The organism is Microbacterium aureliae (assembly GCF_054780155.1).
This window is the reverse complement of sequence record NZ_BAAGWW010000002.1, coordinates 1,282,470-1,294,902: the sequence shown is the minus strand read 5'-3', so window position 1 is coordinate 1,294,902 and position 12,433 is coordinate 1,282,470. Positions and strand designations below refer to the sequence as shown.

Below are 12,433 nucleotides of genomic sequence, written 5' to 3'. Positions count from 1 at the left end.
ATCTCAGAGAGTAGCCCCGCTGAGCCCGTCTATCCAATTGGCGAGCAGACGGATGCCGGCCTCCCCCGATTTCTCGGGATGGAACTGTGTCGCCGACAGCGGCCCGTTCTCGACCGCCGCGAGGAACGGCCGGCCGTAGGTGCACCACGTCAGCACCGGCTCGGGGAAGGGCGGCTGCACGTCCAGCGACCAGTGCTGGGCGCCGTAGGAGTGGACGAAGTAGAACCGCTCGTCCTCGATGCCGGCGAACAGGCGGGACCCGGCGCCGGCCTCCACGGTGTTCCAGCCCATGTGCGGCAGGACCGGCGCTTCGAGCTGGGTCACGGCCCCTGGCCACTCCCCCATGCCCTGCGTGTCCACGCCGCGCTCGACACCGTGCTCGAACAGGATCTGCATGCCGACGCAGATCCCCAGGACCGGCCTGCCGCCGGCGAGACGGCGGCCGATGAGCTCGTCGCCGCGGCTGGCCCGCAGCGCCTGCATGACGGCCTCGAACGCCCCCACGCCGGGCACGACGAGGCCGGCGGCGGCGAGGATCAGCTCGCGGTCGTCGGTCAGGCGGGCATCCGCCCCCGCCGCGGCGAGAGCCTTGACCGCCGAGTGCACATTGCCCGACCCGTAGTCCAGGACCGCGACCAGCGGCTTCGAGCTCACAGGGCGCCCTTGGTGCTCGGGATCCCCTCGACGAACGGGTCGAGGGCCTTGGCCTGTCGGAACGCGCGCGCGAACGCCTTGTACTGCGCCTCGGCGATGTGGTGCGGATCACGCCCGCCGAGCACGCGGACGTGGACGGTGAGCGCCGCCTGGAATGAGATGGCCTCGAAGGTGTGCCGCACGAGGCTGCCGGTGAAGTGCCCGCCGATGAGGTGCTGCTCGAAGCCCTCGGGCTCGCCGGTGTGGACGAGATAGGGGCGACCGCTGATGTCGATGACCGCCTGCGCGAGAGCTTCGTCCAGCGGGACGAGCGCGTCGCCGTAGCGCGAGATGCCGGACTTGTCGCCGAGTGCCTGACGGATGGCCTGGCCCAGGACGATCGAGATGTCCTCGACGGTGTGGTGGGCGTCGATGTGCGTGTCGCCGCTGGCCCGCACCGTCAGGTCGGTGAGCGAGTGCTTGGCGAACGCGGTCAGCATGTGGTCGAAGAACGGCACGCTGGTGTCGATGCGGTTGCGCCCGGTGCCGTCGAGATCCAGTTCGAGCTCGACCGTGGACTCGCTCGTGGCACGGCGGACGGACGCGGTGCGGTGCGCTTCGGTCATGCGTGCGAGTCTATCGAGGCGAGGGCGTCGAGGAACGCCGTCGTCTCGGCCTCGGTCCCCGCCGACACGCGCAGGTGGTGCGGGATGCCGACGTCGCGGATTAGCACGCCGCGGTCGTACAGGGCCTGCCACGTGCGTGCGGGGTCGTCGACGTCGCCGAACAGCACGAAGTTCGCCCACGACTCGTAGGGGGCGTATCCGAGAGCCTCGAGCGTCGCCGAGATCCGGTCGCGCTGGGCGACGATCTCGTCGACCATCCCGAGCATCGTGGGGGCGTGCGCGAGGGCGGCCACCGCCGCCGCCTGCGTCAGCGCGCTCAGGTGGTACGGCAGCCGCACGAGGCGGAGCGCATCGATGAACGCCGGGTCGGCGGCGAGATAGCCCACGCGTGCGCCGGCGAAGGCGAAGGCCTTGCTCATGGTGCGCGAGACCACGAGACGCTCGCGGCCGGGAAGCAGGGTCAGGGCGGACTGCTGGTCGTGGGGCGCGAACTCCTGGTACGCCTCATCGACGATGACGATGCCGGGTGTGGCCTCGTAGACCGCTTCGATGGTCTCGAGCGACATCGGGGTGCCGGTGGGATTGTTGGGCGTGCAGAGGAACACCACGTCCGGACGTGCGCGCGAGATCTGCTCGGCGGCGCTGTCGGGGTCCACCGTGAAGTCCGACCCGCGTGTGCCCTCGACCCACGTGGCACCCGTGCCGCGGGTCAGCAGCGGATACATCGAGTAGGTGGGGGTGAAGCCGAAGGCGGTGCGGCCGGGGCCCGCGAACGCCTGCAGGATGTGCTGCAGCACCTCGTTCGAGCCGTTCGCCGCCCAGATCTGGTCGCGGGACAGGCCGTGCCCGAGATAGTCGGCGAAGGCCTCGCGCAGCGGGGTGAACTCGCGGTCGGGGTAGCGGTTGACGTCGCGAAGGGCCCGCGCGATCGCGTCGAGGATGTCGTCGGCGACGTCCTGCGGGACCGGGTGGGTGTTCTCGTTGACGTTGAGCGCCACCGGCAGGGGCGCCTGCGGGGCGCCGTACGGCGTGCGACCCCGAAGATCGTCGCGAAGCGGAAGGTCGTCGAGTCGAGCGCTCATCCCCACCATCGTAGAGCCCGGGCCGCGGGCTCCGCCTCGGAGGACGTCCCGGGCCCGAGCGTCGTCAGCGGGACGGCGCGTACTCGGCGGGGATCGCCAGCGACTGCCCCGACTGCAGTGCCGCACCGTGCAGCGCGTTGAGGTCGGCGATCGCCGCGACGACGTCACGCGGGTCCGCCTCGGGCGCGAGGGACTGGGCGATCGACCACAGCGAATCGCCGGGTTCGACGGTGACGGTCGCGAACGACCCCGCCGGAGCGCCGTCCTCGCGCCCGGCCAGCGCCGCGCCGCCGCTCAGCACAGCGGCGGCCAGCAGGGACGCGGCAGGCAGCGCGGCGAGGAACGCCAGCACGCGGCGACCGCGCACGGTCAGCCGGAGTCGGGTGCGGGCCGGGGCGGGGAAGCCCATCTGTGCGAAGCCCATGTCGGTGACGCTCAGTGCGGTCATGTCTCCTCCTGTGGGGAAGAGTTCGCATCCGCCGATCGGCCGGGACCAGCGGATGCGAACCTCTCTTCCGAAGCTATCTTCGATATAGTCAGGTGTCAAGCGACGAATCGGGAAGCCGACCGTCGAAGCGACACGCGGGCGATGGTGCCTCCGGCGCTCCGGCGGACGGGATACCGTTTCGATAGCGACAGCCCACCATGGGCCTCCGACATTCGAAGACCGCTGCCGACGCAGGCGCGAGACAGGAGCCGACATGAGCGAGAATGCAGGTCCCCGATGAGCGAGAAGCCGCAGACGCGTCGCCGCAAGAGCCTCAGCGACAAGCAGCTGGCGATCCTCGAGGTGATCCAGCGCTCGATCGCCCGCCACGGCTATCCGCCGAGCATGCGCGAGATCGGGGATGCCGTGGGCCTGAAGTCCCTGTCGAGCGTGACCCATCAGCTCAACCAGCTCGAGCTCAGCGGCTACCTGCGTCGGGACCCGGGCAAGACGCGCGCCATGGAGGTGCTGATCGATCTGCCCGGGAGCGCCGGCGAGAATCCCGCCGACGAGGCGCCCGCCGTCGGCGATGCCGCGCTCGTCCCGCTCGTCGGCCGCATCGCCGCCGGCGTGCCGATCACCGCCGACCAGCAGGTCGAGGAGATCTTCCCCCTGCCCCGCCAGCTGGTGGGCAAGGGCGAGCTGTTCATGCTGAAGGTCAGCGGCGAGTCCATGATCGACGCCGCCATATGCGACGGCGACTGGGTCGTCGTCCGCTCCCAGGCCACCGCCGACAACGGCGAGATCGTCGCGGCGATGCTCGACGGCGAGGCCACGGTGAAGACCTTCCGGCAGCGGGACGGGCACACGTGGCTGCTGCCCCGCAACTCGGCCTTCGAGCCGATCCTCGGCGACGACGCCGTCGTGCTCGGCAAGGTCGTCGCCGTCCTGCGCGCGGTCTGAACGGACCGGCCGGGACCCGCGTGGCGGACCCCGGCCGGCGAGTCGGCCGGGGGCCCGGCCGGCGGCTCAGCCGGCGAACGACGCCGCGGCGGCCCGTGCGGTCGCGGTGGCGGCCACGAGGTTCCGCAGCGATGCGACCGTCTCGTCGTACCCGCGTGTCTTCAGCCCGCAGTCCGGGTTCACCCATACCTGCGCGAGCGGAAGCGCCGCGACGGCGCGGTCGAGCAGCGCCGCGATCTCGGCCTCGTCGGGGACGCGGGGCGAGTGGATGTCCCACACCCCGGGTCCGACCGCCGTGGGGAAACCCGAGGCGGCGATGTCGTCTATCACGTCGCCGCGGCTGCGCGCGGCCTCGATCGAGGTGACGTCGGCGTCCAGGCCCGCGATCGCGTCGATGACGGTGTCGAACTCCGAGTAGCACAGGTGGGTGTGGATCTGCGTCGCCGGCGTGGCCCCGGCCGTGGCGAGACGGAACGCGCCGACCGACCACGCCAGGTAGTCCTCGTGGGCATCCTGCCGCAGCGGCAGCAGCTCGCGCAGCGCCGGCTCGTCCACCTGGATGATCCCGATCCCCGCCGTCTCGAGGTCGGCAATCTCGTCACGCAGCGCGAGCGCGACCTGCGCGGCGGTGTCGGCGAGCGGCTGGTCGTCGCGGACGAACGACCACGCCAGGATGGTGACCGGCCCCGTGAGCATGCCCTTGACGGGCTTGGGGGTGAGCGACTGCGCGAATCGCGCCCAGTCCACGGTGATGGGGGCAGGGCGCGAGACGTCGCCCCACAGCAGCGACGGTCGCGTCGCACGCGAGCCGTAGGACTGCACCCAGCCATTGCGGGTCACGGCGAAGCCGTCCAGGTGCTCGGCGAAGTACTGCACCATGTCGTTGCGCTCGGGCTCGCCGTGGACCAGCACGTCCAGGCCGAGGTCCTCCTGCAGCGACACCACTCGGCGGATCTCGTCCCGTAGGAAGCCGTCGTACTCCCCCGCCGTCAGGTCGCCGCGCACGTGCGCGGCGCGGGCGCGGCGGATCTCGGCGGTCTGCGGGAACGAGCCGATCGTCGTCGTGGGCAGCAGCGGCAGATCCCGGGCGGCCTGCTGCGCGGCGCGGCGCACGGCCGCGTCGCCCCGCTGCCGGTCGGCGTCCGAGAGTGCGGCGGTCCGCTCGCGCACCGCCGGCACGCGGACGCCGGCCGCGCTCTGGCGGTCCGCGATCGCCGCCCCGGCCTCGGCCGCCTCTGCGGCGATGGCGTCGCGGCCGTCGGCCAGGCCGCGCGCGAGGATCGCGATCTCCGAGACCTTCTGATCCGCGAAGGCCAGCCACGAGCGCAGCCGCGGCGCGAGGTCCGGTTCGTCGTCGGCGTCGTGCGGCACGTGCTGCAGCGAGGTCGAGGTGCCCGCCGCCACGTGCGCGGCGCCGAGTTCGCGCGCATGGGTCAGCGACCGCCACGCCCGGTCCAGATCGGCGCGCCAGATGTTGCGCCCGTCGATGACCCCCGCCACCAGGACCTTGTCGCCCAGACCGTCGACGGCCGGCGGCACGTCGGCGCGATGGAGATCGAGGGCGATCCCCTCGATGTCCGTCGAGGCGAGTGCCTGCCACGCCTTGTCGGACACGCGGCCGTATCCGGCGGCGACCAGGATCGCGGGGCGGTCCGAGGCGGCCGACAGGGACGCGTACGCCCGCCGGGCGGCGTCGGCGAGATCCCCGGGCGCGGCGGCGAGGTTCTCGGACACCAGCGCCGGCTCGTCCAGCTGCACCCACTGCGCGCCCGCCTGCCGCAGTGCGCTCAGGATCTGGGTGTATACGGCGACCACGTCGTCCAGGCGGGTCAGCGGATCGAAGCCGTCGGGCGCGGCATCCGTCGCCTTCGCCAGGGCGAGCAGCGTCACCGGACCGACGAGGACCGGGCGGACGACCACGCCGTCGGCGAGCGCCTCGGCCACCTGACGGGCGAAGCGACCGCCGGAGTAGGCGAACACCGTCTCGGGGCCGATCTCGGGAACCAGGTAGTGGTAGTTGGTGTCGAACCACTTGGTCATCTCGAGCGGCGGGTTCTGACCGTCGCCGCGCGCGGCGGCGAAGAGCGCGGCGAGGCCGGCGGGGCCGCCCTCGCGGGCGTAGGCGGCGAAGCGCTCGGGCAGCGCTCCGACGGCGAGCGCCGCATCCAGCACCTGGTCGTAGAACGAGAACGTCTCGGGGATGGAGGAGTCCGTGGCGCCCAGGCCCCGCTCGAGCAGACGCCGCCGGGTGGTGCGCCGCAGCTCGGCGGCGGCGGCCTCGAGGCCGTCCTCGTCGAGCGCGCCCGACCAGTGGGCTTCGAGCGCGCGCTTGAGTTCGCGGCGCGCACCGAGGCGCGGATAGCCGAGGATCGTGCCGTGCGGGAACGTGGGGCGAGGGGCGTTCATCGTGAGGTCTCCTGGAGGGTGTTCGGGGCGAGGATGCCGACCTCTCGCAGGACCGCCAAGACGGTGTCATGCGAGTTGAAGGCGTACAGATGGATGCCGGGGGCTCCGCCGTCGAGCACCTCGCGGACGAGGCCGGCGGCGTGGGCGATGCCGATCTCGCGCTGGGCCTCGGGGCGGGGCTCGACCTCGAGAGCGACGGCGAGCTCCCCCGGCAGCGCCTCGCCGCTGAGCTCGACGGTGCGTCGCAGCCGCTGGGGCGAGGTGATGGGCATGACCCCGGGGAGGATCGGGATGGTGACCCCGGCTTCCCGCGAGCGCTGCACGAACGAGAGGTAGTCGTCGGCGTGGAAGAACAGCTGCGTGATCGCCAGCGTCGCCCCCGACGCCTGCTTGGCCAGCAGAGCGTCGATGTGCTCGGTGGCGTGACGCGAACGCGGATGCCCGTTGGGGAATGCGGCGACGGCGATGTCGACCTTCTGCCCGCGGGCCACGCGCGCGGCGCCGGGGACGCCCGGGATGGGCGCCTCGGTGTACGGCGCCCGCTCGGCCTGCACGCGGTCGATCAGCTGCACGAGCTGCGCGGCGGACTCGAGGTCGCCGAGGAACGCGTCGTCCTCGCTCATGCCGGCCGGGGGGTCGCCGCGCAGCGCGAGGAACGAGCGGATGCCGGCATCCAGGAACTCGCGGATGAGCGCCGTCGCGTCGGCGTAGGTGCTCCCCACGCACGTGAGGTGCGCCAGCGGCTCGATGTCGGTGTGGTGCAGGATGTGCCGCAGCAGGTCCAGCGACCGGCCCGCGGTGGAGCCGCCCGCGCCGTAGGTGACCGAGATGAAGCGCGGACCGGCGGCGGCGAGGTGGGCGATCGTCTCGTGCAGCGCGCGCGTGGACGCGTCGGTGCGAGGCGGATAGACCTCGAACGAGAACGGGACCGGCGGTGCGGTCAGGTCGATCGACATGGCGAGCTCTCCGTGGACGGGGATGTACGAGGCCGGGCGGCCGCGGACGCGCGCCCCCGGGCGAGCCTGACGGGGCGGTGTCATCGCGGGCGGGTGCCGGGCTCGGCTGTCGCTCCTGCCCGGCCCCCGAAGGGGACCGTCCGTGCGGACGACCGGGCGACGATGGGTCCACGCTAGCCGACCGCCCCGCGCCCATCAGCGGTGTGACGGTCTGTTGCGGGCGGCGTAGCGTAAGGGCCATGCCCGATGTGCTTCCCTACGGCTCCTGGCCCTCACCCGTCACCGCCGCGGCGGTCGCCGCCTCCTCACCGCGGCTCGAGGGCGCACAGTTCGTCGGGGACGAGGTGTGGTGGGCCGAGACCGTGCCCTCGCAGGGCGGACGCACCACGATCCGCCGCGCCACCGCGGACGGCGTCGACGAGGTGCTGCCGGAGCCGTGGAGCGCCCGGTCGCGGGTGCACGAGTACGGCGGCGGAGCCTGGACGGCGACCCCCGACGGCCGGCTGGTCTTCGTCGACAAGAGCGATCAGCGGGTGCGCATCATGGCGCCCGGTGACGAGCCCCGGGCACTCACGCCCGAGCGCCCCGGCACCTCGTACGGCGGGCTGAGGTTCCAGCACGGGGTGCTGCTGGCCGTCCGCGAGATCGGCGGCGCCGACGGCCCCCGCCGCGACCTCGTGTCGATCGACCTCGACGGCGAGGGGCCGAGCGACCTCGTGTCCGACAGCGACTTCGTCGCCCAGCCCGCGCTGTCGCCGGGGGCGACCCACCTGGCCTGGGTCGCGTGGGACCACCCTGACATGCCGTGGGACCGCACCGAGCTGCGCGTGGGAAGGCTCGAGGACGGCACGGTCGCGGAGTGGACCACGGTGGCCGGCGGCGGGCGCACCGCGCCGCTCCAGCCGGAATGGCGGGGCCCCGACGATCTGCTCTACCTCGACGATCCGTCGGGTCGCTGGAACCTGCACCGCGTGCACCTGTCCGCCGACCTCCCCACGGCGTGCGTCCACCCCGTCGACGCCGACACCGGCGGCGCGCTGTGGAACCTCGGCATGCGCTGGTACGGCTCGCTGGCGGACGGGCGGGTGGTGGCGTGCCTCACGGACGGCTCCGACCTGCTCGCGCTGATCGACCCGGGCAGCGGCGACCGGCATCCGCTGTCTCTTCCCGCGGTGGCGGACGTGCAGGTGCACGACACCGCCGGCACCCGCGCCCTCGTCTCGGGCGCCGGCGAGTCGGGCGGGACGGGACTCTGGGTCATCGACGTGGACGACGCCGCGGCGCTTCGGACGGTGCGCGCGGCCGGTTCACCGGCGGGCGACGAATGGATGCCGCGGGCGGAGCCGCTGTCCTTCGCCGGTCCGCACGGGCCGGTGCACGCCTTCGCCTATGCCCCGACGAATCCCCGCGTCACCGGACCCGAGGGCGAGACGCCGCCCTACGTCGTCTTCGTCCACGGCGGCCCCACCGCGCACGTCGGCGGGGCTCCGTCGGGGAAGATCGCCTACTTCACCAGCCGCGGCATCGGCGTGCTCGACGTCAACTACGGCGGCTCGACCGGCTACGGCCGCAGCTACCGCGAACGCCTGCTCGGGACGTGGGGCCTCGTCGACGTCGACGACGTCGTCGCGGCCGCGGAGGGGCTCGCCGCGGTGGGACGCGCCGACCCGCGGCGCATCGCCATCGCGGGAGGATCAGCCGGCGGCTGGACGGTCCTGTCGGCGCTCACGCGGTCGGATGCCTTCGCCGCGGGCATCAGCCGCTACGGCGTCGCGGATCTGCTGCGCCTCGCCGAGGACACCCACGACTTCGAGGGCCACTACCTCGACGGGCTCGTCGGCCCGCTCCCCGAGGCCGAAGACGTCTACCGCCGGCGGTCGCCGCTCACCCGCCTCGAGGCGCTCACGGCGCCGATGCTCCTGGAACAGGGGCTGGACGACCAGGTGGTGCCGCCCTCGCAGTCCGAAGCGGTGCGCGACGCGCTGGCCGGACGCGGCATCCCCCACGCGTATCTGACGTTCGAGGGCGAAGGCCACGGCTTCCGCCGCGCCGAGACGGTCATCAGGACGCTCGAGGCGGAGGTGTCCTTCCTCGGTCAGGTATTCGGCTTCGAACCGGCCGGCATCCCGCGCCTCGAACTGGACTGAGGCGCGGGAGGCGACTCAGCTGCGGAAGTCGGCGAGCTTGGCCGCGAGGTGCTCCGACACGTGCGCGTGGATCGCTGTGCCGCCCTCCTCGTGCTCCTGCGCCAGGATGATGCCCTGCTCGTGAATGGCCGAGACCAGGTCGCCGCGGTCGTAGGGGACCAGCGCGCGGACCTCGACCGCGGGCAGCGGCAGCGCGGCCTCGACCGCCGCGCGGAGTTCCGCCACGCCCTCGCCGGTGCGGGAGGAGACGAACACCGCCCGCGGCTCGAGCCCGCGCAGCAGCATCCGCGTGTCGTCGTCGACGAGGTCGGCCTTGTTGAACACCACGATCTCGGGGATGTCGCGCGCCCCCACGTCGCCGATGACGTCGCGCACCGTCGCCAGCTGGGCGGCGGGGTCGGGGTGCGAACCGTCCACGACGTGGACGATCACGTCGGCATCGCCCACCTCTTCCAGCGTGGAGCGGAACGCCTCGACCAGCTGGTGCGGCAGGTTCCGCACGAAGCCGACGGTGTCGGTCAGGGTGAACACCCGGCCGTCCTCGGTCTCGGTCCGCCGCACGGTGGCGTCCAGCGTCGCGAACAGCGCGTTCTCGACGAGCACCCCGGCGCTGGTGAGCCGGTTCAGCAGGCTCGACTTGCCGGCGTTGGTGTACCCGGCGATGGCGACCGAGGGAATCGTGTGACGCTTGCGCTCCGCGCGCTTGGCCTCGCGCGCGGGCGCGAAGTCGCGGATCTGGCGACGCAGCTGCGCCATGCGCGTGCGGATGCGACGGCGGTCGAGCTCGATCTTGGTCTCACCCGGACCGCGCGAGCCCATGCCCGCGCCGCCCGCACCCACCTGGCCACCGGCCTGGCGGCTCATGGAGTCACCCCACCCGCGAAGGCGCGGCAGCAGGTACTCCAGCTGCGCGAGCTCGACCTGGGCCTTGCCCTCGCGGCTCTTGGCGTGCTGGCTGAAGATGTCGAGGATGACCGTCGTCCGGTCGATGACCTTGACCTTGACCACGTCCTCCAGAGCACGACGCTGGCTGGGGGCGAGCTCGGTGTCGGCGATCACGGTGTCCGCGCCGACGGCGGCGACGATGTCGCGCAGCTCCTCGGCCTTGCCCCGGCCGACGTAGGTCGCCGGGTCCGGGTGCGGACGTCGCTGCAGCACGCCGTCGAGGACGACCGCGCCCGCCGTCTCGGCGAGGGCGGCGAGCTCGCGCAGCGAGTTCTCGGCATCCTCCTGCTCGCCCTGCGGGTGGACGCCGACGAGGACGACGTTCTCGAGTCGCAGCTGCCGGTACTCGACCTCGGTGACATCCTCGAGCTCGGTGGAGAGCCCCGGGACGCGGCGGAGCGCCGCACGCTCCTCGCGATCCCACTGCTCGCCGTCGGCGTCGCCCGCCCCGATGGTCGCAGCATCCTGCAGCGCCTGCGCAGCGCCCAGCCGGCGCTCCTCGCCGCGGTCGCCGAACGTGCTGACGCGCCGTCCCGCTCGCGCTTCGGCGCGCGAAAGCACCCGATCCACCGGGTCCACCGGCGTCTCGTCGGTGCTGCCGGGGGTGGTCGTGTCTGTCATGTGTTCCTTTCACCGGATGCCGCAGGCCCGCGACGCCCGTAAACTCTACGCTCCCGCGCCCGCCCGCTCGTCGGCTACGCTCGACAGCCATGGGGGACGACCACTACTTCAGCGCGTCGCCCGCCAGCGCTGAGAACCTCCGTCGTGTGCCGGTGACCCTGGACGGCCGCGATGTCGAGGTGACGACCGCGGGCGGAGTGTTCAGTCCGGGTCACATCGACTCGGGCACCGAGGTGCTCCTGGCCAACACGCCTCCCCCACCGCCCGGCGGCCACCTGCTCGACCTCGGGTGCGGCTGGGGGCCGATCGCCCTGACGCTGGCCCTGCAGTCCCCGCGCGCGACCGTGTGGGCCGTCGACGTCAACGAGCGGGCCCTGGACCTCGTACGCCGCAACGCCGAGGCCCTCGGGCTCTCGAACGTCAACGCCTCGCTGCCCGAGGATGTTCCCGACGACATCTCGTTCCGCACCATCCGGTCCAACCCGCCGATCCGGGTGGGCAAGAACGTGCTGCACGGCCTGCTCGAGGAGTGGATCCCCCGCCTGGACGAGCGCTCGGACGCCTGGCTCGTCGTCCAGCGCAACCTCGGCTCCGACAGCCTGCAGCGCTGGCTCGCGGCGACCTTCGACCGCGGCTACAGCGTCCACCGCGCGGCGACCGGTCGCGGGTTCCGGGTCCTCAAGGTCCGCCGTCACGGCACTCCGGCGACCGCGGCGATCGACCTTCCGTGACGCGTCAGGCGAGGGCGACCTCGCCGGAGTAGACCAACGTCGCCGGGCCCGACAGCAGCACGTGCCGCTCGCCGTCGACCTCCGGCATCCGCACGCCCAGCACACCCCCCGGCACCGCGACGCTCCAGCGGTCGGGCGCGGCCCGGCCCGCCCATTCCCGGACAGCGAGGGCCGCGGCGGCCACGCCCGTGCCGCACGAGAGGGTCTCGCCGACCCCGCGCTCGAAGACCCGCATGCGGATGCTGCCGACGCCGTCCTTGACCAGCGGGTCGGCGGGGACGACGAACTCGACGTTCGCCCCGTGGGGCGGCTCGGGGTGCAGCTGCGGCTGGGCGGTCAGGTCGAGGGCGTCCAGTTCGCGCTCCTCGGGGAGGGCGACCACCACGTGGGGATTGCCGACGTCGATCCCGAGGCCCGGACGCGGCGCGCCGATGCCGCGCGCCCGCACGAGGACGTCCTGCGGCTCGACCCGCCAGGGACCGAGGTCGACTTCGAAGCCCAGATCGCTGGTGGTGACGGTCTTCACTCCGGCGCGCGTGCCGATCGGCAGCGGGCTGTCGCCGATGACGGCCAACCCGGCCTCGAGCAGGTAGCGGACGAAGACCCGCACGCCGTTGCCGCACATCTCGGCCTTCGAGCCGTCGGCGTTGCGGTAGTCCATGAACCACTCGGCACCGGCGGCTGCGGCATCGGCACCCTCGTCGATCGCGGCGGCGCGCACGACACGCAGGATGCCGTCGCCGCCGATCCCGAACCGGCGGTCGCACAGCACCGCGACCTGATCGTCGCTGAGCTCGAGCACCCCGTCGGCGTCGGGCACGATGACGAAGTCGTTGCCGGTGCCATGGCCCTTGGTGAACGAGATCTGAGGCATCGCCCCAGTCTAGGACCGCGCC

The 12,433-nt window shown here is 72.9% G+C and carries 11 protein-coding genes; 3 read left to right on the top strand and 8 right to left on the bottom strand.

What is annotated here, in order from left to right:
- Positions 1-3 precede the first annotated feature (3 nt).
- From hisH to ACYVF4_RS12055, 4 genes are all read right to left on the bottom strand, one after another.
- A complete protein-coding gene (hisH, locus tag ACYVF4_RS12070) occupies positions 4-654 on the bottom strand; it encodes an imidazole glycerol phosphate synthase subunit HisH (RefSeq protein ID WP_460722996.1) in 651 nt (216 codons plus the stop codon).
- A complete protein-coding gene (gene hisB / locus ACYVF4_RS12065) occupies positions 651-1,259 on the bottom strand; it encodes an imidazoleglycerol-phosphate dehydratase HisB (RefSeq protein WP_460722994.1) in 609 nt (202 codons plus the stop codon). The genes hisH and hisB overlap by 4 nt, the downstream gene beginning before the upstream one ends.
- Entirely contained in the window at positions 1,256-2,341 is a 1,086-nt protein-coding gene (locus tag ACYVF4_RS12060) for a histidinol-phosphate transaminase (RefSeq protein WP_460722992.1), read from the bottom strand. Before ACYVF4_RS12060 ends, hisB begins: the two co-directional genes overlap by 4 nt.
- Positions 2,342-2,405: 64 nt before the next feature.
- On the bottom strand, positions 2,406-2,789 hold the full coding sequence (locus tag ACYVF4_RS12055) for a LysM peptidoglycan-binding domain-containing protein (RefSeq protein ID WP_460722990.1): 384 nt from the start codon (positions 2,787-2,789) through the stop codon (positions 2,406-2,408).
- 276 nt (positions 2,790-3,065) lie between these two features.
- On the opposite strand from ACYVF4_RS12055, the gene lexA reads away from it, so the two are divergent.
- Positions 3,066-3,731: a transcriptional repressor LexA gene (gene lexA, locus ACYVF4_RS12050; RefSeq protein ID WP_460722988.1), complete on the top strand. Its 666-nt coding sequence runs from the start codon at positions 3,066-3,068 to the stop codon at positions 3,729-3,731.
- Between the two features lie 66 nt (positions 3,732-3,797).
- Here the strand turns inward: lexA and metE are convergent, their stop codons facing one another.
- Positions 3,798-6,137: a 5-methyltetrahydropteroyltriglutamate--homocysteine S-methyltransferase gene (metE, locus tag ACYVF4_RS12045; protein ID WP_460722986.1), complete on the bottom strand. Its 2,340-nt coding sequence runs from the start codon at positions 6,135-6,137 to the stop codon at positions 3,798-3,800.
- Positions 6,134-7,177, bottom strand: coding sequence for a methylenetetrahydrofolate reductase (locus tag ACYVF4_RS12040; RefSeq protein ID WP_460722984.1), 1,044 nt, complete (start codon positions 7,175-7,177; stop codon positions 6,134-6,136). The genes metE and ACYVF4_RS12040 overlap by 4 nt, the downstream gene beginning before the upstream one ends.
- Before the next feature lie 155 nt (positions 7,178-7,332).
- Between ACYVF4_RS12040 and ACYVF4_RS12035 the strand changes: the two genes are divergently transcribed.
- Positions 7,333-9,240 (top strand): alpha/beta hydrolase family protein, encoded by a 1,908-nt coding sequence (locus ACYVF4_RS12035; RefSeq protein WP_460722982.1) that lies wholly within the window; start codon positions 7,333-7,335, stop codon positions 9,238-9,240.
- Between the two features lie 15 nt (positions 9,241-9,255).
- Here ACYVF4_RS12035 and hflX read toward each other — a convergent pair whose 3' ends face one another.
- Entirely contained in the window at positions 9,256-10,806 is a 1,551-nt protein-coding gene (gene hflX, locus ACYVF4_RS12030) for a GTPase HflX (protein ID WP_460722980.1), read from the bottom strand.
- A gap of 89 nt (positions 10,807-10,895) precedes the next feature.
- Here hflX and ACYVF4_RS12025 point away from each other — a divergent pair, with 89 nt between their 5' ends.
- A complete protein-coding gene (locus tag ACYVF4_RS12025; protein WP_460722978.1) occupies positions 10,896-11,537 on the top strand; it encodes a class I SAM-dependent methyltransferase in 642 nt (213 codons plus the stop codon).
- A gap of 4 nt (positions 11,538-11,541) precedes the next feature.
- Here the strand turns inward: ACYVF4_RS12025 and dapF are convergent, their stop codons facing one another.
- Positions 11,542-12,411 carry a diaminopimelate epimerase gene (dapF, locus tag ACYVF4_RS12020; protein ID WP_460722976.1) on the bottom strand — a complete coding sequence of 290 codons (870 nt, stop codon included), beginning with the start codon at positions 12,409-12,411 and terminating at the stop codon, positions 11,542-11,544.
- Positions 12,412-12,433 lie beyond the last annotated feature (22 nt).